The 26,163-nt window shown below is 48.2% G+C and carries 24 protein-coding genes; 17 read left to right on the forward strand and 7 right to left on the reverse strand.

The window, feature by feature from the left end:
- Nucleotides 1-28: 28 nt before the first annotated feature.
- Complete coding sequence (gene secA / locus NDK19_RS00725) at nt 29-3,412, reverse strand: preprotein translocase subunit SecA (protein WP_250629908.1); 3,384 nt, start codon at nt 3,410-3,412, stop codon at nt 29-31.
- Nucleotides 3,413-3,571: 159 nt separating this feature from the next.
- Between secA and NDK19_RS00730 the strand changes: the two genes are divergently transcribed.
- The gene (locus NDK19_RS00730) at nt 3,572-5,314 is read left to right on the forward strand and encodes a sodium:solute symporter family protein (protein ID WP_250629909.1); all 1,743 of its coding nucleotides are present in this window, start codon (nt 3,572-3,574) and stop codon (nt 5,312-5,314) included.
- 95 nt (nt 5,315-5,409) lie between these two features.
- On the opposite strand, the gene mdh is transcribed toward NDK19_RS00730, so the two are convergent.
- A complete protein-coding gene (gene mdh / locus NDK19_RS00735) occupies nt 5,410-6,351 on the reverse strand; it encodes a malate dehydrogenase (RefSeq protein ID WP_250629910.1) in 942 nt (313 codons plus the stop codon).
- Between the two features lie 126 nt (nt 6,352-6,477).
- Between mdh and NDK19_RS00740 the strand changes: the two genes are divergently transcribed.
- From NDK19_RS00740 to dapA, 3 genes are all read left to right on the forward strand, one after another.
- Nucleotides 6,478-7,617, forward strand: coding sequence for an AAA family ATPase (locus tag NDK19_RS00740; RefSeq protein ID WP_250629911.1), 1,140 nt, complete (start codon nt 6,478-6,480; stop codon nt 7,615-7,617).
- Nucleotides 7,618-7,686: 69 nt separating this feature from the next.
- A complete protein-coding gene (locus NDK19_RS00745; protein WP_250629912.1) occupies nt 7,687-8,214 on the forward strand; it encodes a DUF6913 domain-containing protein in 528 nt (175 codons plus the stop codon).
- Nucleotides 8,215-8,222: 8 nt separating this feature from the next.
- On the forward strand, nt 8,223-9,134 hold the full coding sequence (gene dapA / locus NDK19_RS00750) for a 4-hydroxy-tetrahydrodipicolinate synthase (RefSeq protein ID WP_250629913.1): 912 nt from the start codon (nt 8,223-8,225) through the stop codon (nt 9,132-9,134).
- A gap of 66 nt (nt 9,135-9,200) precedes the next feature.
- Here dapA and NDK19_RS00755 read toward each other — a convergent pair whose 3' ends face one another.
- A complete protein-coding gene (locus NDK19_RS00755; protein ID WP_250629914.1) occupies nt 9,201-9,371 on the reverse strand; it encodes a hypothetical protein in 171 nt (56 codons plus the stop codon).
- On the opposite strand from NDK19_RS00755, the gene NDK19_RS00760 reads away from it, so the two are divergent.
- The 13 genes from NDK19_RS00760 to dnaK all read left to right on the forward strand — a co-directional run bounded on the left by NDK19_RS00760 (nt 9,370) and on the right by dnaK (nt 22,762).
- Nucleotides 9,370-9,771: an STAS/SEC14 domain-containing protein gene (locus NDK19_RS00760; protein ID WP_250629915.1), complete on the forward strand. Its 402-nt coding sequence runs from the start codon at nt 9,370-9,372 to the stop codon at nt 9,769-9,771. The two genes, NDK19_RS00755 and NDK19_RS00760, sit on opposite strands and share 2 nt — an antisense overlap.
- Nucleotides 9,772-9,781: 10 nt before the next feature.
- Nucleotides 9,782-10,747: a ComEA family DNA-binding protein gene (locus NDK19_RS00765; RefSeq protein WP_250629916.1), complete on the forward strand. Its 966-nt coding sequence runs from the start codon at nt 9,782-9,784 to the stop codon at nt 10,745-10,747.
- A gap of 166 nt (nt 10,748-10,913) precedes the next feature.
- The gene (locus NDK19_RS00770; protein ID WP_250629917.1) at nt 10,914-11,528 is read left to right on the forward strand and encodes a superoxide dismutase; all 615 of its coding nucleotides are present in this window, start codon (nt 10,914-10,916) and stop codon (nt 11,526-11,528) included.
- A gap of 186 nt (nt 11,529-11,714) precedes the next feature.
- The gene (locus NDK19_RS00775) at nt 11,715-14,657 is read left to right on the forward strand and encodes a M16 family metallopeptidase (protein WP_250629918.1); all 2,943 of its coding nucleotides are present in this window, start codon (nt 11,715-11,717) and stop codon (nt 14,655-14,657) included.
- A gap of 351 nt (nt 14,658-15,008) precedes the next feature.
- Nucleotides 15,009-16,061 carry a tetraacyldisaccharide 4'-kinase gene (gene lpxK / locus NDK19_RS00780; protein WP_250629919.1) on the forward strand — a complete coding sequence of 351 codons (1,053 nt, stop codon included), beginning with the start codon at nt 15,009-15,011 and terminating at the stop codon, nt 16,059-16,061.
- On the forward strand, nt 16,058-16,654 hold the full coding sequence (locus NDK19_RS00785; RefSeq protein ID WP_250629920.1) for a methyltransferase domain-containing protein: 597 nt from the start codon (nt 16,058-16,060) through the stop codon (nt 16,652-16,654). The genes lpxK and NDK19_RS00785 overlap by 4 nt, the downstream gene beginning before the upstream one ends.
- 74 nt (nt 16,655-16,728) lie before the next feature.
- A complete protein-coding gene (locus NDK19_RS00790; protein ID WP_250629921.1) occupies nt 16,729-17,097 on the forward strand; it encodes a transmembrane 220 family protein in 369 nt (122 codons plus the stop codon).
- Nucleotides 17,098-17,595: a 5-(carboxyamino)imidazole ribonucleotide mutase gene (purE, locus tag NDK19_RS00795; protein ID WP_250629922.1), complete on the forward strand. Its 498-nt coding sequence runs from the start codon at nt 17,098-17,100 to the stop codon at nt 17,593-17,595. It begins immediately after the preceding gene.
- Nucleotides 17,592-18,242 (forward strand): carboxypeptidase-like regulatory domain-containing protein, encoded by a 651-nt coding sequence (locus NDK19_RS00800; protein WP_250629923.1) that lies wholly within the window; start codon nt 17,592-17,594, stop codon nt 18,240-18,242. Before purE ends, NDK19_RS00800 begins: the two co-directional genes overlap by 4 nt.
- Nucleotides 18,243-18,313: 71 nt before the next feature.
- Nucleotides 18,314-19,339 (forward strand): rod shape-determining protein, encoded by a 1,026-nt coding sequence (locus NDK19_RS00805; protein ID WP_250629924.1) that lies wholly within the window; start codon nt 18,314-18,316, stop codon nt 19,337-19,339.
- Nucleotides 19,340-19,411: 72 nt separating this feature from the next.
- Nucleotides 19,412-20,197 carry a rod shape-determining protein MreC gene (mreC, locus tag NDK19_RS00810; RefSeq protein ID WP_250629925.1) on the forward strand — a complete coding sequence of 262 codons (786 nt, stop codon included), beginning with the start codon at nt 19,412-19,414 and terminating at the stop codon, nt 20,195-20,197.
- A 12-nt stretch (nt 20,198-20,209) separates the two neighbouring features.
- On the forward strand, nt 20,210-20,716 hold the full coding sequence (locus NDK19_RS00815) for a hypothetical protein (RefSeq protein WP_250629926.1): 507 nt from the start codon (nt 20,210-20,212) through the stop codon (nt 20,714-20,716).
- A gap of 138 nt (nt 20,717-20,854) precedes the next feature.
- Nucleotides 20,855-22,762 carry a molecular chaperone DnaK gene (gene dnaK, locus NDK19_RS00820; RefSeq protein WP_250629927.1) on the forward strand — a complete coding sequence of 636 codons (1,908 nt, stop codon included), beginning with the start codon at nt 20,855-20,857 and terminating at the stop codon, nt 22,760-22,762.
- A gap of 81 nt (nt 22,763-22,843) precedes the next feature.
- Here dnaK and NDK19_RS00825 read toward each other — a convergent pair whose 3' ends face one another.
- The 4 genes from NDK19_RS00825 to NDK19_RS00840 form a co-directional block, all read right to left on the reverse strand.
- Entirely contained in the window at nt 22,844-23,359 is a 516-nt protein-coding gene (locus NDK19_RS00825; protein WP_250629928.1) for an RNA polymerase sigma factor, read from the reverse strand.
- A 162-nt stretch (nt 23,360-23,521) separates the two neighbouring features.
- On the reverse strand, nt 23,522-24,736 hold the full coding sequence (locus NDK19_RS00830) for an NAD(P)/FAD-dependent oxidoreductase (RefSeq protein ID WP_250629929.1): 1,215 nt from the start codon (nt 24,734-24,736) through the stop codon (nt 23,522-23,524).
- 90 nt (nt 24,737-24,826) lie between these two features.
- Entirely contained in the window at nt 24,827-25,438 is a 612-nt protein-coding gene (gene nqrE / locus NDK19_RS00835; protein WP_250629930.1) for an NADH:ubiquinone reductase (Na(+)-transporting) subunit E, read from the reverse strand.
- A gap of 42 nt (nt 25,439-25,480) precedes the next feature.
- Nucleotides 25,481-26,155: an NADH:ubiquinone reductase (Na(+)-transporting) subunit D gene (locus tag NDK19_RS00840; RefSeq protein ID WP_250629931.1), complete on the reverse strand. Its 675-nt coding sequence runs from the start codon at nt 26,153-26,155 to the stop codon at nt 25,481-25,483.
- Nucleotides 26,156-26,163 lie beyond the last annotated feature (8 nt).

Below are 26,163 nucleotides of genomic sequence, written 5' to 3' on the forward strand. Positions count from 1 at the left end.
GCATGTATGCCCAACCGGCGGCAAGGGCTTACATGAGGATACACTTATTATCTTTCAGGTCTTGTTCAACGTTTTTGAACTTGGTTTCTACCACCCGACCGTCCATATAGCGCACGGTTACTTTATCGTTGCGCCCCGGCAGTTTTTGTGAGATAACCGGCTTGGTAACTTCCACGTTTTGGCGGTTGGTCGTACTGTAAGCAGTCTTGTTATCGCTGCGGGTGCTTACGGTTTCGGTTTGCGGCTTATTGGCCGAAAGTTTAGCCTGCTGCTGCCGTTGGCGATTCATGGCTGCCATGGCTTCCGCATTCTGCACGGCATTCTGTCCCTCGTCGTAAGGCATGGCGCGGAACAGGAAGGCCGTAATTTGCGAGTTCAGTTCGCCAATCAGGTTTTTAAACAACTCGAAGGCTTCAAACTTGTAAATCAACAGCGGGTCTTTCTGTTCCAAAGTGGCAAACTGTACCGACTGGCGCAGGTCGTCCATTTCGCGGAGGTGCTCTTTCCAGTACTGGTCAATCAGTGCGAGCGTAATCGCCTGCTCCATGTTCTGAATCATGGCCATACCGCCTGTTGCAACGGCCTGTTGCAGGTTGGTAACGATGTTAATCATTTTCCTGCCGTCGGTAAATGTCAATGCAACATCGCGGAATACGGCACCCTGCGTTTGGAAAGCATGGTTCAGTACAGGGAACGTCATTTCTGCCAGATGCTTGTTCTTTGCCGTATAGCGCCCGTATACCTCATCATAAAGCATCTCGGCAATGGCAGCGGTGTTGTTTTTAGCAAAGCTCTCGGCTGTGATGGAAACAGTAAGGCCGAATTGTGAAAGCACCGCCAATTTGAAACCTTCGTAGTCGCCTTTGTTGTTCTCGGCAATTTCCTGACAGGTGTCGTAGAACATCGTCATGATGTCTAACGACAGACGCTCGCCAAAGAGTGCATTGCGGCGACGGCGATAAATCACCTCGCGCTGTGCATTCATTACGTCGTCGTATTCCAGCAGGCGTTTGCGCATACCGAAGTTGTTTTCTTCAACTTTCTTCTGGGCGCGCTCGATAGACTTGGTAATCATGGAGTGCTGGATTACTTCTCCCTCTTCCAAACCAAGCCTGTCCATAATGCCTGCAATGCGCTCTGAGCCGAAAAGGCGCATCAGTTCGTCTTCAAGGCTGACAAAGAATTGTGAAGAGCCCGGGTCGCCTTGACGGCCTGAACGACCGCGGAGCTGGCGGTCTACACGGCGGCTTTCGTGGCGCTCCGTACCAATAATTGCCAAACCGCCTGCCTGTTTGGCTTCGGGTGTAGGTTTAATGTCCGTACCGCGGCCTGCCATGTTGGTAGCAATTGTTACCGTGCCGGGGATACCCGCATTGGCAACAATCTCTGCTTCACGGGCGTGCTGCTTGGCGTTCAGTACCTGATGCGGAATTTTGCGCAATTGCAGCATACGGCTGATAATTTCGGAGTTTTCTACCGAAGTAGTACCTACAAGCACCGGCCTTCCGGCTGCCACCAATTCCTGTATTTCTGCCACTACGGCGTTGTATTTCTCGCGAACGGTTTTGTAAACCTTGTCTTCATGGTCTTTGCGGATAACCGGCTTGTTGGTCGGTATTTCCACTACGTCCAATTTGTAGATTTCCCAGAACTCGCCTGCTTCGGTGCTTGCCGTACCGGTCATGCCGGCCAGTTTGTGGTACATGCGGAAGTAGTTCTGCAAGGTAATGGTAGCATAGGTTTGTGTAGACTCTTCTACCTTTACGTTTTCTTTGGCTTCCAATGCCTGATGCAGGCCGTCGGAGTAGCGGCGACCTTCCATCACACGGCCGGTCTGTTCATCTACAATTTTTACTTTGCCGTCCACCAAGATATAGTCCACATCGCGCTCGAAGAGTGTATAGGCTTTGAGCAGTTGGTTTACGCTGTGGATGCGCTGGTTCTTAACGGTGTAGTCGGCCAATACTTGGTCTTTAGCGCGCAGTTTATCGTCTTCGCTCAGCTCGGGGTTGGCATCTATGTTGGCTATTTCAACGCCGATATCGGGCAATACGAAGAAATGCGCATCTTCGCCCGCTTCGGTAATGAAATTGATACCGTTTTGTGTCAGCTCTACCGAATTGTGTTTTTCATCAATTACGAAATAAAGCGGCTTGTCGGCTTCGGGCATCATTTTGGCGTTGTCTTGCAAGTAGAAGTTTTCTACTTTCTGCATTTTTGCTTTAATGCCCGGCTCGCTGAGGTATTTAATCAGCGGCTTGTTGTTGGGCAACCCTCTGTAAGCACGGAATAATGCCAAACCGCCTTCTTCGTCTTTGCCTTCTGCCAATAATTTTTTGGCTTCGTTCAAAAACTTGATAGTCAGTTGCTTTTGGGCTTCTACTAATCGGCTGATGCGTGGTTTGAGTTCGTAGTAGAGTTGCTCGTCTTCGCTGCCTGCGCCGACCGGCCCCGAAATAATGAGCGGCGTACGGGCATCGTCTATCAATACGGAGTCTACCTCGTCCACCATGGCGTAGTGGTGCTTGCGCTGCACCAATTCGGCCACCTCACGCGACATGTTATCGCGCAGGTAGTCAAAGCCAAACTCGTTGTTTGTGCCGTAGGTAATATCTGCCATGTAGGCACGACGGCGCATGGGTGTATTGGGTTGGTGCTTGTCTATGCAATCTACACGCATACCGTGGAACTCAAAAAGAGGCCCCATCCACTCGCTGTCGCGGCGTGCCAGATAGTCGTTTACGGTTACTATGTGTACTCCTTTACCACCCAAGGCGTTCAGGTAGGCGGGCAAAGTCGCTACAAGTGTTTTACCTTCACCGGTTGCCATCTCGGCAATTTTGCCTTGGTGCAACACAATGCCGCCGATAAGTTGCACATCGTAGTGCACCATTTCCCACGTTACCAAATTGCCGGCAGCCATCCATTGGTTGTGCCAAATGGCTTTATCGCCATCAATGGTTACGCCTTGACGTGTGGCGGCAATTTCGTGGTCAAAAGGTGTGGCCGTTACAACCAATTGCTTGTTGGTAGTCCAGCGGAAAGCTGTTTCGCGCACAACGGCGAACGCTTCCGGAAGGATGTTCATCAGCACTTCTTCCAGTTTTTTGTCGTGCTCTTTTTCCAGACGGTCTATCTGTTGGAAAATCTGTTCTTTTTCCTCGATATCCATCGTCGGATTTTCTGCCACTCGCCGGTGTAAATCTGCCAGTTGGCTTCCCAAATCGGACAATTCTCTTGCAATCAGCTCTTTAAAGGCAAAAGTTTTGCCCCGCAGTTCATCATCGCTCAACGATTTGAGCTTGGCATATTCCTGATTGATGGAAGCAACCAGGGGATAAATTTGTTTCAGGTCGCGCTCGGACTTGGTGCCAAACAGTTTGGCGAAACCTTTGGTAAGAAAGTCTAACATAGTAGTTTACAGGTGGTTCAAAAACGTGCCAAACAGCCACCCGACTGACATTTTGGCTGTGAACTCGCAAAGTTACGAATCCGATTTGGGATTTCCTGCCTATTTAACGTATTTGCAATCGGTTAATGAAAACAAAACGCTTCGCGTACCTATTGCTTTATGGAACTGAATTGGATTGACTGGACAGTTATCATCGCTTTTTTGCTCGTTTCGCTCGGGATTGGCCTTCGCTATGCCAAACAGGCAGGCAAGGGAGTAGAAAATTTTTTCTTGGGAGGGCGTAACCTGCCCTGGTGGATTGCCGGAACTTCTATGGTAGCAACTACTTTCGCTGCCGACACGCCGCTGCTGGTAACTGAGTTGGTAGCCAAAAACGGCATCAGCGGCAACTGGCTGTGGTGGAACTTCCTCATCGGAGGTATGCTCTCCACCTTCTTTTTTGCCGACTTGTGGCGACGCGCTAATATCATTACCGATGTGGAACTGGTAGAAAAACGCTACAGCGGCAAGCCTGCCGCCTTCCTGCGCGGCTTCAAGGCGGTCTATCTTGGCATTTTTATGAATGCTGTCATTATTGCATGGGTAAATTTGGCATTAGGCGCGCTGCTCAAAATTTTCTTTAATATCCCCGATAATGAACTCCTTTGGTGGGTTGGCGCTGCCATGCTGATGGTGGTGGTCTACTCGAGCCTTTCAGGCCTGATGGGGGTGGCCATTACCGATTTTGTACAATTTATTATCGCCATGTCGGGATGTATTCTGCTGGCCGTGCTGGTCGTCGGCTCGCAAAAAATAGGCGGCATCAGCGGCATGAAAGCACAACTGCCCGAATGGACACTGCATTTTTTCCCTTCGCTTGATTTTAGCAGTTCGTCTGCCGCAGGTACGACGGCCAAAGCATTCAGCCTTGGTTTAGGCAGTTTTTTGGCATACGTAGGTATGCAATGGTGGGCAAGTTGGTATCCCGGGGCAGAGCCGGGCGGCGGCGGCTATATTGCCCAACGCATGATGAGTGCCAAAAATGAAGAACATGCCGTAAAAGCCATGTTGCTTTTCCAAATTGCACACTATGCGCTGCGCCCGTGGCCGTGGATTTTAGTAGGCTTGTGCGCGCTTGTGCTCTATCCGGAACTGCCCGAAGCAGACAAAAAACTCGGGTATGTGTTGGCCATGAAAGACTTCTTGCCGGCAGGGCTGCGCGGACTGTTGCTCGTTGCTTTTTTGGCAGCCTACATGAGCACGGTTTCCACACAGTTAAACTGGGGGGCAAGCTATATCATCAACGACCTTTACAAGCGATTCATCCGCCCTGAGGCCAGTCAGGCGCAATTTGTGAAGGCTTCACGCCTGACAACTTTCTTGCTGATGATTGTTTCGCTCATTATCACCTCGCAAATTGAAACCCTCTCGGGTGCGTTCAATTTCATGATTGAATGTGGTGCAGGTTTAGGCTTGGTGCTGATTCTCCGCTGGTATTGGTGGCGGGTGAACGCTTGGAGTGAAATTGCGGCAACCCTTGCACCTTTCATTGGCTATTCGGTTTCGCGCTATGTATTCCACATGGAATTTCCCGACAGCTTTTTCCTGACCATTGGTTTTACTACCGTCGTATGGCTGGCGGTAACATTCCTGACCCCGCCAACCGACCGGGCACATTTGCAGCAATTCTACCGCGATGTTCGCCCGCAGGGAGCATGGAAACCTATTGCCGACTCCCTCCAAATGCCCGTAGAAAATAAACTGCCCGTTCTTTTTGCCAAATGGGGTACAGGCTTGCTGCTGTGCTACTCGGCACTGTTCGGTATCGGCAAGGCAGTGCTGTTAGAGTGGTCGGCGGCAGCCGTGTACGGCTTGGTATTCGTGGCGGCAGCCCTGCTGCTGAACAGGCTGTTGAAGCAATAACGTGTGCAGTCGGCCAAATAAAAAACCTGACAGCAATCAACATCTGTCAGGTTTTTTTGCAAGTTGCGGTTGTTGGTCAGGCCAATACCACCGATTTATTTTTTCTCGGCACGCATTTTATCAAAGGCGTTCATTACCTCTTTTACGTGTCCGCGGGAAATTTCCAGCAATTGCTTTTCTTCATCATTTAGTTGCAGCTCGATGATGCGCTCGATGCCGTTTTTACCCAACAAGCAAGGCACACCGAGGTAGCAATCTTCAATTCCGTATTCGCCTTCCAGCTTCACGCACACAGGCAGGATGCGTTTCTGGTCGCGAACGATGGCTTCTACCATTTGCGCAGCAGCAGAGCCCGGCGCATACCATGCAGAAGTACCCATCAGTTTTACCAGTTCGCCGCCGCCGACTTTGGTGCGTTCCACAATTGCGTTGAGGCGCTCGCTGTCAATCAGCTCGGTTACAGGGATACCGCTCACGGTTGTGTAGCGAGGCAGCGGAACCATTGTATCGCCGTGGCCACCCAAAATCATTGCCTGAATGTCTTTCGGAGAAACGTTCAGCGCTTCGGCCAAAAATGCTCGATAGCGGGCAGTATCCAAAATACCGGCCATACCCATTACGCGCGTGCGAGGCATTTGCGAAGTGATATGCGCTGCATAAGTCATTACGTCTAACGGGTTAGAAACCACAATGATGATGGCATTGGGTGAGTTCTTTACCACGTTTTCAGTAACCGAAGTAACAATGTCGGCATTAACGGCAATCAGGTCATCGCGGCTCATACCGGGTTTGCGCGGCAAACCGGAAGTAATAACCACTACGTCAGAACCTGCCGTGCGAGTGTAGTCGTTTGTTACGCCTACGGTGCGGCTGTCGTACAGGTCAATCGGGGCTTTTTGCCAGATGTCCAGCGCTTTGCCTTGCGCCATACCATCTTTAATATCTACCAGTACAATTTCATTGGCAATTTCCTTATATGCCAGAACGTCGGCGCAAGTAGCTCCTACATTGCCCGCTCCTACAACGGTTACTTTCATAAATTTATAGCTGTGTAATGATTGGTTTGACAAAACGCTGCAAGTTACGCACTGCCCGCAAAAATGGAAATAGATAAGCAATCCTAACGGCGCATTTATTAATTTTGTGTAATCTAAACTCACAATATGCACAGTTCATCGGATAACGACTCATTCCTGCACGCCTTCTACTCTAATTTGCCCTATGAAAATTACGAAGAGCGGGAACGCATTGCGCTCAACACACCGCATGGCGACAGTATGGCGGTTATGAATGAGATGTATCTGCACGATTATCGCCTGTATTTCAAACTGTTCGGCAAGTTCCCTAACCTCTACCTGATTAACGGGCTGGATATTGCCAAAGCGATTGAGTTTTTCAAAGAACATTTTGCGGAGCGAATCGTCCATTGCTATTTCAAGAAAGAGTACCGCTGGCGCAAAAAGAAATTTGAGTATGCCGAAATTTTCTTCGTATTGAACGACGATACGATAGTTTCTTTCAACGAAGGAACCAACTGCCGCGTGATGCACTATCATCCGGCGGCCGGCTGCTATGCCGAAATTTCCAAAAAACTGTTGCCTTTCAAACTCAAAGAGCGGCAGCGCCGACCGCATGAAATCAACCTGATTACGGTTTCCAACATGGGGCTGGAACTGCACAGCATGGACATTAAGCGCACCCGTTTAGATTTGAACAAGAACTATAACGACGACTTTCTGCCGGTGCATCAGCAAATTATGAAGCGGCTCAACCGCCGGAATGATAAAGGCATCGTACTGTTGCACGGCGTACCGGGAACGGGCAAAACCACCTACCTACGCTATCTTATCGGGCTGTTGCGCAAAAACATGATGTTTATCCCGCCCAATATTGCGGTCAATTTGGCCAACCCCGATTTTATCAACATTCTGATTAACAACCCCAATTCGGTATTAATTATTGAAGATGCCGAAAACATCATCATGGACAGAGGGCAAAGCCACAACTCGGCCGTCTCTACACTGCTGAACATATCCGACGGCCTTCTCTCAGACTGTCTGAACATTCAGATTATCTGCACGTTCAACATGCCGATTCAACGCATAGACGACGCATTGCTGCGCAAAGGTCGGCTCATTGCCAAATATGAGTTCAAAGAACTTTCGGTAGCAAAAGCACAACGCATTTCCGATGAACTCGGCTACAAGCGCACCATTACTCAACCGATGACACTCAGCGAGTTGTACAATCAGGATGAGCCCGACTTTGGCAAACAAGAGACCCCGAAAATCGGTTTCCAATAGAGTTGTTTCATTGGCATTTACTTTTACCCCACTACTGTCCTTCAAATTATTGTGCTGAATATCAGGAAGATGAATTTCTTGAAACGTTTCTTTGTTCAACGACGACTGCGGCAGACACTTCAAAACAAGAAGCGCCGCTTTGCGCCTTTGTTCTCAGAAGCCAAACAAATAGGCATTTTGTTTAATGCCGAAAATCAGGCCATAGAGAAGCCGCTGGCCGCTTTTATCCGCCAATTGGAAAAAGAAGGCAAAAGCGTTTCATCGCTTACCTACTTTGACAGCGAGCGGCAGGCTGCTTTCCAATTTCCGTATGAAGTATTCACCGGCAGCGATATAGACTGGCTGGGAAATATCAAGTCGGAAAAAGCCAACAAGTTCATGGAAAAGAAGTTTGACTACCTGTTTTGTTTTAGTGCACAGCCCACGGCAGTAACAGACCTGCTGCTGGCCAACAGCGAAGCAAAATGCAGAATCGGGCTTTATCAGGAAGGCAGGGAGGACTTCTACGAACTGATGCTCATTCCCGATAAAGGCGCAAAAGAAGAGCAAATGATACCCTTAGCTTTGGAATACACCAAAAATATTTGTCAAAACTAAAACCCAAAATGACCGACGTAACAACAGTTTTGTATGGCACAGGGGTAGCCCTTGTAACCCCTTTTGATGCAAACGGACAAATTGATTTTGTTGCTTTGCACAAGCTGCTGGCGTTCACTGCCGAAGGCGTAGATTACTGGGTAGTGAATGGTACTACCGGAGAATCACCCGTCCTTTCTAAGGAAGAACGAAAGAAACTGTTGGCGTTTGTCAAGGAAAACAATCCTAAGAAACTGCCCATTGTTTGGGGTATGGGCGGCAACCATACGCAGGAACTCGTTGCACAAATCAAAGAAACCGATTTGAGCGGCGTTGCTGCCGTTCTTTCCGTATCGCCTTACTACAACAAACCATCGCAAGAGGGCATTTTCCGCCACTACACGGCCGTTGCCGATGCCTGCCCCGTGCCTGTTTTGCTCTACAACGTACCCGGCAGAACCGGCTCTAACATATCGGGAGCAACCACCGTGCGGCTGGCTGCACATCCGAATATTATCGGCACCAAAGACGCTTCGGGCGATTTTGAACAATATACCTACATAGCCAAAAACGCACCCGAGGGCTTTTTGCTCATTTCAGGGGATGATATGCTCACCGTGCCACTCATTGCCATTGGCGGCAAAGGAGTCATTTCCGTATTGGCCAATGCCTTTCCCGTATCGTTTGCACAAATGACACGCGCCGCTTTGCAAGGCAACTTTGCCGAGGCAGCGCAAATGATGTACAGCTTTGCCAATATTAACGGCCTGCTCTACAAAGAAGGCAACCCGACAGGCATCAAATATGTGCTGAGCCGTTTGGGCATTTGCGAACCGCATTTGCGGCTGCCCAACGTGCTACCTTCGGAAGAACTCAGCAACAAACTGGATGCGGCGCTGGCTGCCATAACTGCCGAAACCCAACAGTTAGTAGGCGCATAAGTAAGCCAATTTCTTCTAACTTAAACCCGACAGGTCTTAGAAACCTTTCGGGTTTAAACACTTGTTTTACAGTAAGTTGCAAAAATATTTCCTGCCAGTCACTTGTGCTTTTGTGTAGATACGGTTGTGGAGGGACAACACGGTTTTTTGCTGATTTTTTTCAATCCGAATACCGAAACGTTGGTTTATTTTGCTCAGTTGCATAAATTCAGCCCCATCAAATACTTTGGGCTGCATGATTTCAATCGTAGATTACCCGACATTCAAAATCAATTTTGACGAGGTGAACCGAACGCTCATTGTCATAGACACCACATCTGCCGAAGTGCAAGAGGATGACATCCGCAACATCATCAGCACAATTGAGAAAATCATACTCGAGTACAAGCCTGTTAATTACCTGACCGACAACAAGTTAAGAAAATACGTTTTTAGCGTTGAAATGCAGGAATGGGTAGCCAATACACTTTTGCAGGCTTGTTTGGCAGTAGATTTGAAAAAGTTTGCCGTTGTGCAGCCCGAAGAGTTGGTGGCAAGCCTTTCCAACGAACAAGTGGCCGATGAAGCAGGCGAAAATCCGGTACAAGTCGCCTTTTTCCACACCATGGAACAAGCGAAAAAGTGGTTAGGCATTTAACCCAAGTTCTATGAAATTTCGCATAGCGGCATGGTTAGGGCTTTCTTGGCAGGAAATGAAAGGCTTCGTGCTGACGCTTTTGGCAATGACGCTGGTGTTGGCGCTGCCTCATGTTATCGCCTCCGCACAGGAAACCCCCGCTTACGATAAAGCAGCGGATGAAGCGGTACTGGACAGCCTGCTAACGGTAATGCAGGTTGATAAGCCAATAATGCCGGAAGAAGAACACGAGGCCGCTCTTAACGAAGCCTCTGCCGCACATGAAATCAAACCCTTCAACCCCAATGAGTTAGACGTTTCGGCATGGGTAAACCTTGGCCTAAAACCCTACCTTGCCGAACGCGTAGTAAAATATCGCACAAAGGTTAGTCTGTTTCGTGCCAAAGGTGATTTGCTTAAAGTTTATGGCTTCCCCGAACGGCTCTACAAGCAATTAGAACCATTCATTCTGTTGCCTGAAACCGCTTCGGCAGAAACAGCAAAGACCAACCAACCGTTGGAAAAAACGGTTGAACCTGCCGCAGACCCTGCACCTGCTGCCTCCGATTTCAAAGAAAGCCGTCCCCTACGCAAGCAGCCCCAAAAATTTGACCTGAATACGGCAGATACAACCCAACTGATGGCACTGAAAGGCATCGGAGCAGCTACCGCAGGGCGCATCATCAAACTCCGCGATGCGCTGGGCGGCTTTCACAGCCTCGAGCAACTCAACGAGGTATATGCCATTACGCCCGATGCACTGGCATCATTGGCTGCTTACGCCGAAATTTCGCCCGGCACGCACAAAAAAATAGCCATTAACACCGCCGATGCGGAAACACTCAAAAAACACCCGTACATCGGCCATAAACTTGCCGAGGTTTTAGTAAACTACCGCAAACAGCACGGCGCTTACAAAAACGCATCCGACCTGCAAAAAATCCGCATCCTCACACCCGAAAAGTTGGAAAAAATATTGCCCTATTTGGAGTTTTAAGCGGCGTTGCGCCCTGTTTTGGCAACCATTTTGTACCTTCGGGAGTTGTTGTAGTTAAAACATCCGATACAATATGAAACAATTTGCAGCCAAAACAGGATTCGTATTGAGCACGTTTTTATTTTGCTTAATTTTGACCAGTTTTTCACACAAAACCTCTAAACCAATGGCATTTGAACTCCCTAAATTAGCCTACGCGTACAATGCGCTGGAGCCTCATATTGATGCGATGACTATGGAAATCCACCACAGCCGTCATCATCAGGCCTATGTAAACAACCTGAATGCAGCTATTGCAGGCACAGAAGCCGAAAAAATGAGCATTGAAGACATCTGCAAAAACATCAGCAAGTTTTCAATGGCGGTTCGCAACAATGGCGGCGGCCACTATAACCACACTTTCTTCTGGGAAATTATCGGCCCTAATGCCGGTGGAGAACCCAAAGGTGCTTTAGCTGAGGCAATCAACAAGAAATTCGGCTCTTTCGCTGCCTTCAAAGAAGAATTTACCAAAGCTGCTATCGGCCGTTTCGGTTCAGGATGGGCATGGTTAGTAGTGGACGGCGGCGAGTTGAAAATCGGCTCTACTGCCAACCAAGACAATCCACTGATGGACATTGCCGACGTAACCATTAAAGGCAAGCCTGTTCTTGGCATTGACGTTTGGGAACACGCTTACTACCTGAAATATCAAAACAAACGCCCCGACTACGTAGCCGCTTTCTGGAACGTGGTAAATTGGGATGTGGTAGGTGCTAAGTACGAAGCTGCGATTAAATAATACAGCCTGAAGCTGTTTAATTAAAGCCTAACCTGTCAGGTGCCAACATGCCTGACAGGTTTTTTTATGTATCCGGTTGCTGTTTGATTACCTGCTGCCTGCGCTTGTAAGATTTATTTGCAAAACAACCAATTATGGGCTAACATTGCCCTACATGTTTTATCTTAAACCTTCATTCATCAACACATGAAAAAACTATTCTTCTTCAGCCTCGCCTTGTGGCTGACGGCAATAGTTGCCTATGCTCAGCCCAAGAGCTATGAGTGGAAAACCGGCAAAACCGGCAAATACACTTACCGCTACGTAACCAATGATCCGTTTGGGGCGCGTTTCTACAAGTTGGACAACGGCCTGACCGTAGTGCTTAGCGTAAACAAGCGCGAGCCGCGCATCTACACCATGATAACCACCCGTGCAGGCGCAGTAAATGACCCCCGCACCGATACCGGCCTTGCGCACTATCTGGAACACCTGATGTTTAAAGGTTCAAGCAAGTTTGGCACTACCGACTGGGAAAAAGAGAAAGCCCTGCTCACCAAAATTGAAGATTTGTACGATGAGTACGGCAAAACCACCGACACAGCCAAGCGCGCCGCCATTTACCGCGAAATTGACCGTGTTTCCAATGAAGCTGCCAAATTGGCAATTGCCAACGAGTACGACAAACTGATGTCCAGCATGGGCTCACAGGGAACAAATGCCTTCACCGGTTATGAGTACACCAGCTATCTGGAAGACATCCCTTCCAATGCCTTAGACCGCTATTTGGCCGTACAATCCGAACGCTTCCAAAACCCCGTGTTCCGCATTTTCCACACCGAATTGGAAACCGTTTATGAGGAAAAGAACATTTCATTGGACAACGACGGCCGCAAAGCAAGCGAAGCCCTGTATGCTGCCCTGTTTGAGAAATACCACCTCAATAAGTCCATCCTCGGCGACCAAGAACACCTGAAAAACCCTAACCCGCGCCGCATCCGCAAGTTCTACGAAACCTACTATGTGCCTAACAACATGGCCATCATTCTGGCAGGCGACTTGAACCCGGAAGAGGTAATGCCTAAGGTAGAAAAGGCGTTTGCTTGGATGAAAAGCAAACCGGTGGAAGACTACAAGGCCGCACCCGAGAAAGAAATTACCGAGCCGATTGTGCGCGAAGTATTCGGGCCGACACCCGAAAACGTAATATTCGGCTTCCGTATGCCCGGTTTGTTAGACCGCCGTGCTTCTCTGTTGCTAACCGTAGCCGATGACATTATGTCTAACCGCGGTGCAGGTTTGTTAGACCTGAACCTGAACAAAAAACAGTTGGTACAAAACAGTTTTTCAGGCGCTAACCAAACACGCGGTTACAGCGTATGGCAGTTTGGCGGAACGCCCAAAGCAGGACAATCGCTCGAGGAAGTACGCGACCTGATTTTGGGTCAGTTAGAAAAACTCAAAAAAGGCGATTTTGACGAATCTATCATTCAAGCCATTGTCAATAACGCCAAATTGAGCTACCTGCAACAGTCGGAGAATAACAACGCACGTGCGCTCACCATCATGCGTTCTTTCAGCTTAGACTATGCCAACTCTTGGGATGCCTACCTGCGTCAATCCGACGAAATGAGCAAAATCACCAAAAAAGACATTGTTGATTTTGTAAACAAATATTGCGGCAACAACTACGTAATCGTTTACAAGCGCAAAGGCGAAGACAAAAACGTGCTCAAACTGGCGAAACCACCTATTACACCGGTTTCACTGAACCGCGACGCACAGTCTGATTTCTTCAAGCAGGTAAGCAACATTCCGATGGCAGAAGTAAAACCGGTGTTTGTGGACTTTGAGAAAGACCTGAAACGCAGCAAAATTGCCGACAAAGTAGAGTTGCTGTATGCACAAAATACCGATAACCAACTGTATCGCCTTATTTTCCGCATAGAAGGTCTTGGTTCTTGGAACAACAAACTGCTGCCCTACGCTTTCCAATACCTGCAATTCCTCGGTACGAACAAGTACTCTGCCGAAGACCTGAGCAAAGCGTTCTATGCCCTTGCAGCAAGCTATAACGCCAATGCCGGCGGAGAAACTACTTCGTTGGTGGTGAGCGGTTTGCAGGAAAACATGGAAAAAACACTGGAACTTTTACAGCACGTACTGCGCAATTGCAAAGCCGATGAACAGGCATGGCAAATGCTGAAAGCACGTATCATCAAATCGCGCAACGATGCCAAACTGAACAAGCAGGCGATTATGCAAGGGCTGCGCAGCTATGCCACTTACGGCGCAAAAAATCCGTTCAATACAACATTGAGCAATGACGAAATCAACGCCATTACGCCACAACAATTAGTGGACATTCTGCACACGGTGCTCGACTATCCGCACATGGTCATCTATTACGGCCCCAAAGCAATGAACGAAATCAGCGCCGATGTTGCCCGCCTGATGCCACTGCCGGCCGAGTTCAAACAATTGCCTGCACCTGTAACTTACAACCGCATTCCTACCGAAAAAAATCAGGTATTGTTTGCCGACTATAACATGGTGCAAGCCGAAATTTCGTGGATTCGCGTAACCGAACAATACAACCCAACGCTTACGCCAACCGTGCAAATGTTCAACGAATACTTCGGCGGCAACATGAGTTCGGTGGTGTTCCAATCGCTGCGCGAAGCCAAAGCATTGGCATACAGTACTTTCGCCACCTACGGCCAGCCTTCCAAAAAAGAAGACCGCTATACGCTGACCGGTTATATCGGTACGCAAGCCGATAAAATCCACGATGCAATGGAAGGCATGAACGAGCTGCTGAAAGACATTCCCGAAGCTCAAAACATGTTTGAACTTTCACGCAAGAGCCTGAGAAAGTCTATTGAAACCGAACGCGTAACCCGCGACGGCGTTATCTTCGCCTACTTGTCGGCCAAAGACTTGGGGCTGAAAGAAGAAGCACGCAAAGCCACCTACGAAGCATTGGAGAAGTTTACCTTTGACGATGTGAAACAATTCCACAAAGAAAAACTGTCCGGCAAACCGTATGTGTATTGCGTAGTAGCTTCCGAGCAAAAAATCAAGTTGGACGAACTGAACCGCTACGGCGAAGTGAAAAAACTGAGCTTGGAAGAAATCTTCGGCTACTAATTGGCTTTTGAAGTAGTATCCGCGTCAAACCCGACGACTCTTTGCGAGCTGTCGGGTTTGTTTTAACTTTCCACTACATATCACCGCATTACCCGCTGTGTTGCAAAGCAACAGAATCATGGGCAGATAGGCGAATACGGAGGCATTATGTAAGCCAATGAGCCATTATACAAAAACACAAGAGGTTTGCGAAAAATGCTTTACTTAAATTGCTGAAATACAGGTATTTAAACCTGACAGATATCCAATACCTGTCAGGTTCGCGTATAACACAGTTTTCGCCGATTTTTAAATCCGCCCCCATCCGGATTCCGAAATGCCGATTTATTTTGCTACTGATTTACTTTTATCATGGTACCTCCTCAAAATCCCCTTTGGCATCTCCTGACCGCATTGCCTGCCGCCTTGTATGGCAGCCTCATGCGCTTCCGCAACCACCTGTACGATATCGGCAACAAGCCCGAAATTCACTTTGAACTGCCCGTTATCAGTGTGGGGAACTTGGCAGTAGGCGGAACAGGCAAAACCCCCATGACCGAATACCTGATTCGGTTGTTGATACCTGAGAAGAAAATCGCGGTTTTGAGTCGCGGCTATGGCCGAAAAACCAAAGGCTTCCTGTTGGCCAATGCAGAGGCAACCGCCGCAACCATTGGCGACGAGCCCATGCAGTATTTCACCAAATTTGGCAATCGGATAGTTGTGGCCGTTGGTGAAGACCGCGTAGCAGCCGTTCCCGAAATTTTGTTTGCCCACCCTGAAACAGAGGTGATTCTGTTAGACGATGCCTATCAGCACCGCAAAATAGGTCGTCGGCTCAACCTGCTGCTCACCGAGTACAGCCACCCGTTCTATGAAGACTTTGTGATGCCGCGCGGGAGTCTGCGGGAGTCGCGCAGCGGGGCTAATCGCGCCGATGCCGTTATTGTTACCAAATGCCTGCCAACCATCACAGCGGACAACAGAAGCCAAATAACGGCAGCCGTTCGCCGATATGCCAAGCCTGAAACACCCGTCTTTTTCACCGGTATTACCTACGCTCCTCCGCAATTTTTTTGGGGAACAACCCCAAACCTTAATCGAGGCGAAAAGGTTATACTTGTGTCGGGCATTGCCAAACATCAGGCTTGGGCAGATGCCATGCAAAAGCAATTTGCCATTGCGGCAGGTTATCACTTTGCCGACCACCACCAATACCAAATGAAGGATGTGGCGACAATCATCAGTGCCTGCCAAAAACACGAGGCCGTATTGCTATGCACCGAAAAAGACATGGTCAAACTCAAACCCTTGCTACAACAAATACATGCGCCTGTTACGGCGTTTTTTCAACCCGTCAGTGTACAGTTTCTTTCCGATGAATCACTTTTTAAACAACTGATTTTTAACACTTTACAGCAATGACACAACTCAATTTAGACAAATCGTATTGGAGCAACCGCTACCGTGCCTGCGAAACAGGCTGGGACATTGGCAGCATCAGCACACCGCTGAAAGCATACATAGACCAATTGCCCGAATCGGCCAAAAACAGCCGCATCCTCATTCCCGGAGCAGGCAACGCCTACGAGGCAGAATACCTCTGGCAGCAAGGCTTTCGCCATGTGTTTGTGGCAGACATTGCCGCCGAGCCATTGGAAAACCTGCAAAATCGCATACCCGACTTCCCTGAAAGCCAGTTGCTGGAAACCGACTTCTTCCACCTGAAAGGCTCATTTGACTTGGTGATAGAGCAAACTTTCTTCTGCGCCCTACACCCCAACTTGCGGACGGACTATGCCCGCAAAATGCACGAAATAATTGTTCCCGGGGGCAAACTGACCGGCGTACTGTTCAATGCGCCCATGAACAGCGACCGCCCGCCCTTTGGCGGACATGCGGACGAATACCGCCGCTATTTTGACCCCTACTTCCGCTACCGACATTTCGCACCCTGCTACAACAGCATCCAACCTCGCCAAGGCAACGAATTATTTATCTGCTTAGAACGTTTTTAACGAATTTTAGGCATCTGATTAGCGGGCAATCGGGGCTTAGTTCGTAAATTGCCGCATAAACTTTCCCGATACGTATGTTGTTAAAAATTGCCAATGGCTTACTGGCAAGCATTTTCGCCCTGTTTGCATGGTTTCAACTGAACGACCCCGACCCCTATTTGTGGGTAGCTATATACGGGTATGCGGCAGTTGTATCCTTTCTGGCAATATTTCGCTTTTATCAACTGTGGATGATTACAGTGGGGCTGGTTGTTTATACGGGCGGCATTTTGTATTTGCTGCCAAGTGTTTTTGATTGGCTGATGAATCATTCCGACGTAAGCCTGATTAGCGGCATGTCGGCAGAGCGTATGTACATAGAAGAATCACGCGAGTGTTTCGGGCTGATGATTACGCTGGCTTGTTTTGTTTTTCATTATTTTTCGGCAAAAAAATTGAATTAAATGGTTGGCATTATCATGGGGAGTAAATCTGACCTACCCATTATGCGGCAGGCGGCAGAGGTGTTGCAAGAAATGGAAATAGCCTACGAGCTAACCATTGTTTCGGCACACCGCACCCCATTGCGCATGGTAGAATATGCACAAAGTGCGCGGGAAAGAGGCTTGAAAGTCATTATTGCGGGTGCAGGCGGAGCAGCACACCTGCCCGGCATGGTGGCTTCCATCACCACGCTGCCCGTAATTGGTGTACCGGTCAAGTCTTCCAACTCCATAGACGGCTGGGACTCAGTTCTTTCCATCTTGCAAATGCCCGCAGGCGTACCGGTTGCTACCGTAGCACTGGACGGCGCTAAAAATGCAGGTATTCTGGCTGCGCAAATCATCAGCACCTACGACCGTCGGGTAGCCGAAGCACTTTCGCTTTTCAAACAATCGCTAACCGATAAAGTTATGGAAACCGTTCAAGAAGTAGAACACTTAGGAGGGCTTAAACAATGAACCGAATAATTTACATAATAGCAGGGCTGCTGTTAGTTACAGGACTGCTTACCGCAACACACGCACAGGCGCAAGGCGAGCGCAAAGTAATTACCTTTTCGGGCATCATCGTAGAAGGCGACAGCTCTTATGGCGTGCGAGGCGTACACGTATATGTACCCCGCGCCGGACGCGGTACCGTAACCGACCAGTTCGGCTACTTCTCTATGCCTACGCTGGTAGGCGATACGGTTGTTATCAGCGCCGTTGGCTACAAAACACACAAAATGGTTATTCCACGCCGCGAAGACAACGCTTTTTCGGTCATGATTAACCTCAAAATAGAAACCACCTTCCTGCCCGAAGTAGAGATTTTGCCGTTCCCTACCGAAGAACTGTTCAAAGAAGCGTTTATCGCGCTCAAATTGCCCGACCAAGAAAAATATGAAAACATGGAACGGAATTTGGCACAAGAAAGATTGGTGCGCATGTCGGCAGCCATGCCCATGGACGGCAGCCTGAACTATCGTAACTACATGAACACAAGTATTAACACAATGGCTAACCGCAACTTTGCAACAACTTTGCCCCTGTTAAATCCCTTTGCATGGGCACAGTTTATACAATCCATTAAACGGGGAGATTTGAAGAAAAAGAAAAACGATTAAGCTAAGTTAAATTGCATAGTTTTGCACTGCCAAATAAAAAATAATCAAACGCCGATAAAGTAGAGTAAGAGATGGGACTTTTTGACATGTTCTCCAGCGACATTGCCATAGATTTAGGTACGGCAAATACGCTGATTCTGCACAAAAATAAGATTGTGGTAGATGAGCCGTCTATCATTGCGATGGACAAAACAACCAATAAGGTAATTGCTATCGGCAGGTCGGCAATGATGATGCACGAAAAAACGCATGAAAACATCAAAACCATACGCCCGCTGCGCGATGGCGTAATTGCCGATTTCCACGCTGCCGAGCACATGATTCGCGGCATGATTAAGATGATAGACACCGGCAAGCGTTTGATTACTCCTTCTCACCGCATGGTTATCTGTATCCCTTCGGGCATTACCGAAGTAGAAAAACGCGCCGTTCGCGACTCTGCCGAACATGCCGGCGCCAAAGAGGTGTACATGATTCACGAGCCTATTGCAGCAGCCATCGGTATAGGTATTGACATAGAAAAACCTGTGGGTACTATGATTGTGGATATTGGCGGCGGTACTACCGAAATTGCCGTTATCGCGCTTTCTGGTATCGTTTGCGACCAATCGGTACGCACCGCAGGCGACGTTTTCAACCGTGATATTTTGGACTACATGCGCCGCCAACACAACCTGCTCATCGGCGAGCGCTCTGCTGAAACCATCAAGATAGAAGTCGGCTCAGCCCTTGCCGAATTAGACAACCCACCCGACGACTACGAAGTGCGCGGACGCGATTTGATGACCGGTATCCCCAAAGTAGTGAAGGTGTCATACCCCGAAATCGCCTTTGCCATTGACAAGTCCATTTCCAAAATTGAAGAAGCCATTCTCAAAGCGTTAGAAAGTTCACCTCCGGAACTGGCTGCCGATATTTACGACAACGGCATCCACCTAACCGGCGGTGGTGCACTGCTGCGCGGTTTAGACAAGCGCCTCTACATGAAAACCAAATTGCCTATTCACGTAGCCGAAGACCCGCTGCGTGCCGTTGTAAGAGGTACAGGCATTGCGCTTGCCAAACTCAATGAGTACAAAGGTGTTTTGATGACTTAATTCTGACTTGGAACAGTGCGGCAATTACTACTTTTGCTGGCGCGTTACAGAAACTTCTTTTTGTTTTTGTTTTTGGAAACGATAGCCTGGGGGCTGATACAAGGTAGCAACGCATACCAAAGTGCCTTTTTTTTCACATTGACCAACAACATAGCCTCCTCCTTTAATCAGGCAAGGGAGTCGGTATTTCAATATCTCTACCTGCAAAAACAAAATGAGGTATTGGCAGAAGAAAATGCGCTGCTCCTGAAAAGGCTGGCGCAGCGCAGCACAGCAGGCAGCGAAAAACGCCCCGATTCACTCTATACCGGAGGATACAGTTTTATTGCCGCACGTGTCATTCAAAATTCGGTAGCCTTTGAAAACAATTTCATCATCCTTGACAAAGGAACCAACGACGGGATAGAACCCGGCATGGGGGTTATTACGGCCAATGGCGTGGTTGGCAAAATACGGTCGTGCACGCAGAACGCATCTGTGGCCTACTCATTTCTGCACAACGACCTAAGCGTATCTGCACGAGTAAAGCGGTTGGGTGTTTTAGGCACGCTCAAATGGGGGCGCAGCAACATCACGGAAGCCGACCTGCTCTACATAGGTCAGCACGAAAAAATAGCCCTTGGCGATACCGTTGTTACTGCCGGTTTCAATGCGGTTTATCCCCCCGATTTACCGTTAGGGGTTATCTCTCATATCAACTACGGTTCTTCGGCTATCGGAGGAAATGCCTTTTTGGACTTAAAAGTGCGGCTCAACACCAACTATGCTACGCTGAACCATGTTTACATTGTCAAACATAAGCTGGCCGAACAAATCAACAAGCTCAAACAACAGGTAGCCATCCCAAAAACAGATTAATACAACAATCCAATGATTGAAAAGTACCCCGCTATACTCATTCGGTTTGCTGTCTATCTGTTGCTGCAAATCGTCTTTTTTAAAGACATTGCTCTTTTCAATCGGGCTGTCTGTTTGGTTTATATTCTGCCGCTGCTGTTGTTGCCACTGAATACCAAGCCATGGCAGCTTATGCTCATTGCATTTGCCTTGGGCTTCCTGACCGATGTTTTTTATGCAACCGGAGGGCTGCATACAGCCGCCTGCGTACTACTGGCATTTGCCAGACCTTATATACTAAACCTGATTGTGCCAAGCGGAGGCTATGACATGTCGGCCGAACCCTTCCTTTTTTTAATGGGTATGCGCTGGTTTTTGACTTACGGTTTTATCACGGTCGCGCTGCATCATCTCAGCCTTTTCCTTTTTGAATCACTCACCCTCACCAATATTTTCCAAACTATCCTGACAGCACTGCTCAGCAGTTTATTTACACTGACGGTTATTGTCATTTTGCAAGTGCTTTTCCACCGAAACTAAACTTTTCCCTGCCATTATGTCAGGCTTATTGCTAAAATACAGGCGTGGCACATGCCTTGCGAAACTGTAATAAAGCGTTTTTTACGCGTCTGGATTACAGCGTTCAATCTTACAACAGCAATAAAACGACAAACAATTATGGGAAAAATCATAGGCATTGACCTTGGTACAACAAACTCTTGCGTGGCAGTAATGGAAGGTAACGAGCCTACCGTTATTGTAAACAGCGAAGGCAAACGCACAACGCCTTCCATCGTAGCTTTTATGGACAACGGCGAACGAAAAGTTGGCGACCCTGCTAAACGTCAGGCAATTACCAACCCTAAAAATACGGTAATGTCCATCAAACGCTTCATGGGTAAAAAATTTAACGACGTGCAAGGCGAACTTGCTACCGTTTCCTACACAGTGGAACGCGGTAACAACGATACGCCACGCGTGCGTATCAAAGACCGCCTCTACACGCCGCAGGAAATTTCTGCTATGATTCTTCAGAAAATGAAGGCCACCGCAGAAGAATACTTGGGCACTACCGTAACCGAAGCGGTTATTACAGTACCTGCTTACTTCAACGATGCAGAACGTCAGGCAACCAAAGAAGCCGGACAAATTGCGGGTTTGGATGTAAAACGCATTATTAACGAGCCTACGGCCGCAGCATTGGCTTACGGCTTGGATAAGAAGCACAAAGACATGAAAATCGCCGTATTTGACCTTGGCGGCGGTACTTTTGATATTTCCATCCTCGAACTTGGCGATGGCGTATTTGAAGTAAAATCTACCGACGGCGATATCCACTTGGGTGGCGACGACTTTGACCAGTGCATTATCAACTGGCTGGCAGATGAGTTCCAGAAAGACGAAGGCGTAGACCTGCGCAAAGACCCGATGGCACTCCAACGCCTGAAAGAAGCGGCTGAAAAAGCTAAAATAGAGTTGTCAAGTTCTTCAACGGCAGATATCAACCTGCCTTACATTATGCCTGTAGACGGCATTCCGAAGCACTTGGTACGCACGCTGAGCCGTTCTAAGTTCGAGCAGTTGGTTGACCACTTGGTACAGCGCACATTGGAGCCTTGCCGCCGCGCCATGAAAAATGCCGGTATGACTCCTGCTGATATTGACGAGGTGATTTTGGTAGGTGGTTCTACCCGTATTCCGAAAATTCAGGAAGAAGTTGAAAAATTCTTCGGCAAAAAGCCTTCTAAGGGCGTAAACCCCGACGAAGTAGTGGCGATTGGTGCAGCTATCCAAGGCGGTGTATTGACAGGTGAAGTAAAAGACGTACTCTTGCTGGACGTAACTCCGCTGTCGTTGGGTATTGAAACCATGGGTGGCGTATTTACCAAACTGATTGAAGCAAATACAACCATTCCGACCAAGAAATCACAGATTTTCTCTACGGCGGCCGACAACCAGCCTTCAGTGGAAATCCACGTGTTGCAAGGCGAGCGTGCCATGGCAAAAGACAACCGCACCATCGGTCGCTTCCACTTGGATGGTATTCCACCTGCACCGCGCGGTGTTCCGCAAATCGAGGTAACATTTGATATCGATGCCAACGGTATCCTGAACGTTTCAGCGATGGATTTGGGCACACAGAAGAAACAGCACATCCGTATTGAGGCTTCTTCCGGTCTGACCGAACAGGAAATCCAGCGCATGCGCGATGAGGCACGCGCCAATGAGGCAGCAGATAAGGCTGAGAAAGAGAAAATAGAGAAAGTCAATGCGGCAGACTCTATGATTTTCCAAACCGAGAAGCAGTTGAAAGAATACGGCGACAAGCTCTCGGCAGGCAACAAGTCAGCCATTGAAGCAGCTTTGGCCGACCTTCGCAATGCACATGCGCAGAAAGACGTGGCAGCCATAGACCGCGCCATGGAAGCCCTGAACGGTGCATGGAACGCAGCATCTCAGGAAATCTACCAAGCCGCAGGTGCTAATGCCTCAACCGATGGCAACGCAGCAGGCGCAAACGGTACGGCAGGTAACAGCAGCAACCCGGATGTTACCGATGTAGATTACGAAGAAGTACAGAAGTAATCAACCAATAACCAATAAAAAAGCCACCCTGAAAATCGGGGTGGCTTTTTTTATTACATCATAACTGGTGGAAATAAAAAGCTAATTCATATTAGTGGCGTAAATGCTCAGTTTTTCCTTCAACTCTTTGCGGGCAATATGGATGCGGTTTTTTACCGTACCGATAGGTATTTGCAATTTATCTGCTATTTCATGGTATTTAAACCCGCGGAAATGCATCATAAACGGCATACGATAAGTCTCATCCAGATGTTCGATAGCTTTATTGATATCAGCCATCATAAATGCGGAAAATGCCAAATTATGCGTAATGTTTGCCGATGAATTGATGTAGTGCAAATTCTCGGTAGAGTCAATAAACGTATTACGACGTACTAATCGCTGATAGTTAGTAATGAAAGTATTCTTCATAATCGTATAAAGCCATGCTTTCAGGTTAGTACCTTCTGCAAACTTTTCACGATTGATAAAAGCTTTCAGCATCGTTTCCTGTAAGAGGTCATTCGCCTCCTCCACGTCTTTGGTGAGCTTCATCGCAAATGGTTTCAGCGATGAAGTCATATCTTTAATTGAATGGCTGAATTCTGATGCTGTCATGGCGATGATAATTTTTGTTTAAGCAAATTTAAAAATCGTTAAACACAATTGCAAGAATTTGTTTAAGTTTTTTCAAGCATTGGTTTAACAAAATTCACATCATTAACGCCTGCTTTTGGTTCTTATTGTGCAAAGGCAGCATTAAACATTGTTTTATCCGCCCTACACTTGTGCAATGGCCGGTCTTGCAAGGCTAAACAACGCTGCCAAAGGCTTTTTACCTGTAATAATTTGCGCTGCCCATTCGCCAATAGCAGGGCCGTGTTTGTAGCCGTGCCCGCTGCCGCCGCCTAAAAACCAACAGTTTTCTGCCTCAGGATGACGGTCTAAAATAAAGTTCCCGTCGGGGGAGTTCTCATACTGACACACGCGCGCCTCTGCCAGCGGTGCATGAGCCATCCCCGGAAAGCGATGTGCCAAAAAAAGACGCGATTTTTCTATCAGTGAAGGGGTTGGCTGCCGCTCCATGTGCGTAGGATGCACCTCTTCCCCGCGCTTATCGTAAGCCACCTTAAAACCCCGATGCCTACTGCCGGGGATGCCATAAAAAAACTCATCGCCATTGTCCCAATCTATCCATACCGGCAGTTGCTCCCATGCCTCCGAAGAATTTTCGGGAACGCCAAAATAGTACACCTCCTGACGGGTAGCTGTAATCACCTTTCCCAAAATTTCGGGGAACAGATAACCCAACCACGCACCACATGCCCATACATATGCCTGCGCCTGTACAGTACTGCCATTGGATAATTTGATGCCTGCTAACTGATTGTGATTGACAGACATAGGTGCAGCCTGTGCCTGTATGTAACGCCCGCCCTCTTCTATAAAGGCTTCAGCCACTGCTCGGCATCCCTCGCGCGCCATTAAATAGCCTGCATCCGCATCAAAAACCGCATGATGAAGGTCGGTGAAATTAATCAGCGGGTAGCGGTAAGCGGCCTCATCCGCTGAAAGGTATTCATAAGCGAGCCCGTGCTTCGCCATAAAAGGCATGGTAGCTTCAATAAAGGGCATTTGCTCATGGTAACAAAGCCATAGAACCCCTGTCCGATGAAACAGTTTCTTGCCCCATCGCTCCTGATTTTCCTGCCAGAGTTGCAAGGCGCGCCTGTTGAGGTCAAAATAGGTTTCATTGGCTCCGTAAGTGCTGCGAATCACACGGGTTTCATCGCCTGAGCTCGCTCGCGAGTTGCCAGGGCCGAAAGCATCTATCAGCGTTACGCGGTAGCCCTGCCGCAACAGATGCAAGGCTGTCCAACCACCAAAAGCACCTGCCCCGACAACGGCAATTTCCGATTGCGCTTTCAGTTGAGGAATGGCTTTCAGTTGCAATACAGGGCGCACTTCGGGTGGCGCAAAAGTTCTGATTTCCATCAAACGTAACTGTTTTAGAGGAAAGCAAAATAAACAAAAAAGTCGTCCTGAACAGTTCAAGACGACTTTTGAGAGTAGCTCTGTTCTATTTTACAGGGTAATGCCCATAAAGCTCAAAAAGCCAAGCGACATCAGACCTACCAAAATAAAGGTAATACCCAGTCCTTTCAACGGCTTAGGCACGTTGGAATAGCGCAGTTTCTCACGGATAGCCGCAAGCGCCACAATGGCAATCAGCCAGCCGATACCGGAACTGAAACCATACACAGTTGCCTCTGCAAAATTGTAGGGGCGGCCTTGCATAAATAATGCCGCACCCAAAATTGAGCAGTTTACCGCAATCAAAGGCAGGAAGATACCCAAAGCGCCATACAGGGCAGGCGCAAATTTCTCTACCGCCATTTCTGTCAATTGCACGAAACCGGCAATAACGGCAATGAATACGATGAATGAAAGGAATGACAAATCTACTTCCGCAAATTGGGGGCTAATCCACGACAAGGCTCCGGGCTTCAACAGATAGTTTACGATAAGCCAGTTCAGCGGAACGGTTGTTGTCAGTACGAAGATAACCGCCAACCCCAAACCTAAGGCAGTAGGCACCTTTTTAGATACGGCCAAATAAGAGCACATACCCAAAAAGTAGGCGAAAATCATGTTGTCTATGAATATGGAGCGAACCCCTAAGCTAATCAGTTCCATGTTTGCAAACAGGTTTACAGAGTGATAATGAAATCAGTTGGATTAATGGTCTTCGGAGTAACCGTTGCGTGCACGTTGTGCCCAAATCAGCAGGCCAATGACAATACAAGCACCGGCAGGCAACATCATCAGGCCGTTGCCCTGATAAGGCAGACCGGTGAGGCTGTCTGCGCCCAGCAATTTGATGCCGAAAACAGAGCCTGAGCCTAACAACTCACGGAAGAAAGCTACAATAATCAGAATCACACCGTAGCCGATACCGTTACCGATACCATCAAGGAAAGAAGGCCATGGCTTATTGCCCAAAGCAAAGGCTTCCAAACGACCCATGATGATACAGTTCGTAATAATTAGACCAACGAATACAGAAAGTTGTTTGGAAACATCATATACATAGGCTTTCAGCACTTGGTCGACAATAACTACCCAGCTTGCCACTACCGCCAACTGCACGATGATACGTATGCGGGTAGGAATCGTATTGCGGAGCAGTGAAATAAACAAACTGGAGAAACTTGCAACGAAAGTAACCCCCAATGCCATTACAAAGGCAGGCTTCACTTGCACCGTTACCGCCAGTGCCGAACAAATACCCAATACCTGAACGGTGATGGGGTTGTTGCCATCTAACGGGTCAACTAATAGTTTGCGATTTTTCTTTGAAAAAAGCGGCTCAGACGGCTGCGCTTTTACCGCGGTTTCAGTTTGTGCGCTCATTTTGGAAT

The organism is Rhodoflexus caldus (assembly GCF_021206925.1).
Classification (GTDB): domain Bacteria; phylum Bacteroidota; class Bacteroidia; order Cytophagales; family Thermoflexibacteraceae; genus Rhodoflexus; species Rhodoflexus caldus.

What these genes read in the sequence shown, in the direction of transcription:
- secA (WP_250629908.1), bottom strand. Translation starts at nt 3,412, where the DNA reads ATGTTAGACTTTCTTACCAAAGGTTTCGCCAAACTGTTTGGCACCAAG.
- NDK19_RS00730 (WP_250629909.1), top strand. Translation starts at nt 3,572, where the DNA reads ATGGAACTGAATTGGATTGACTGGACAGTTATCATCGCTTTTTTGCTC.
- mdh (WP_250629910.1), bottom strand. Translation starts at nt 6,351, where the DNA reads ATGAAAGTAACCGTTGTAGGAGCGGGCAATGTAGGAGCTACTTGCGCC.
- NDK19_RS00740 (WP_250629911.1), top strand. Translation starts at nt 6,478, where the DNA reads ATGCACAGTTCATCGGATAACGACTCATTCCTGCACGCCTTCTACTCT.
- NDK19_RS00745 (WP_250629912.1), top strand. Translation starts at nt 7,687, where the DNA reads ATGAATTTCTTGAAACGTTTCTTTGTTCAACGACGACTGCGGCAGACA.
- dapA (WP_250629913.1), top strand. Translation starts at nt 8,223, where the DNA reads ATGACCGACGTAACAACAGTTTTGTATGGCACAGGGGTAGCCCTTGTA.
- NDK19_RS00760 (WP_250629915.1), top strand. Translation starts at nt 9,370, where the DNA reads ATGATTTCAATCGTAGATTACCCGACATTCAAAATCAATTTTGACGAG.
- NDK19_RS00755 (WP_250629914.1), bottom strand. Translation starts at nt 9,371, where the DNA reads ATGCAGCCCAAAGTATTTGATGGGGCTGAATTTATGCAACTGAGCAAA.
- NDK19_RS00765 (WP_250629916.1), top strand. Translation starts at nt 9,782, where the DNA reads ATGAAATTTCGCATAGCGGCATGGTTAGGGCTTTCTTGGCAGGAAATG.
- NDK19_RS00770 (WP_250629917.1), top strand. Translation starts at nt 10,914, where the DNA reads ATGGCATTTGAACTCCCTAAATTAGCCTACGCGTACAATGCGCTGGAG.
- NDK19_RS00775 (WP_250629918.1), top strand. Translation starts at nt 11,715, where the DNA reads ATGAAAAAACTATTCTTCTTCAGCCTCGCCTTGTGGCTGACGGCAATA.
- lpxK (WP_250629919.1), top strand. Translation starts at nt 15,009, where the DNA reads ATGGTACCTCCTCAAAATCCCCTTTGGCATCTCCTGACCGCATTGCCT.
- NDK19_RS00785 (WP_250629920.1), top strand. Translation starts at nt 16,058, where the DNA reads ATGACACAACTCAATTTAGACAAATCGTATTGGAGCAACCGCTACCGT.
- NDK19_RS00790 (WP_250629921.1), top strand. Translation starts at nt 16,729, where the DNA reads ATGTTGTTAAAAATTGCCAATGGCTTACTGGCAAGCATTTTCGCCCTG.
- purE (WP_250629922.1), top strand. Translation starts at nt 17,098, where the DNA reads ATGGTTGGCATTATCATGGGGAGTAAATCTGACCTACCCATTATGCGG.
- NDK19_RS00800 (WP_250629923.1), top strand. Translation starts at nt 17,592, where the DNA reads ATGAACCGAATAATTTACATAATAGCAGGGCTGCTGTTAGTTACAGGA.
- NDK19_RS00805 (WP_250629924.1), top strand. Translation starts at nt 18,314, where the DNA reads ATGGGACTTTTTGACATGTTCTCCAGCGACATTGCCATAGATTTAGGT.
- NDK19_RS00815 (WP_250629926.1), top strand. Translation starts at nt 20,210, where the DNA reads ATGATTGAAAAGTACCCCGCTATACTCATTCGGTTTGCTGTCTATCTG.
- dnaK (WP_250629927.1), top strand. Translation starts at nt 20,855, where the DNA reads ATGGGAAAAATCATAGGCATTGACCTTGGTACAACAAACTCTTGCGTG.
- NDK19_RS00825 (WP_250629928.1), bottom strand. Translation starts at nt 23,359, where the DNA reads ATGACAGCATCAGAATTCAGCCATTCAATTAAAGATATGACTTCATCG.
- NDK19_RS00830 (WP_250629929.1), bottom strand. Translation starts at nt 24,736, where the DNA reads ATGGAAATCAGAACTTTTGCGCCACCCGAAGTGCGCCCTGTATTGCAA.
- nqrE (WP_250629930.1), bottom strand. Translation starts at nt 25,438, where the DNA reads ATGGAACTGATTAGCTTAGGGGTTCGCTCCATATTCATAGACAACATG.
- NDK19_RS00840 (WP_250629931.1), bottom strand. Translation starts at nt 26,155, where the DNA reads ATGAGCGCACAAACTGAAACCGCGGTAAAAGCGCAGCCGTCTGAGCCG.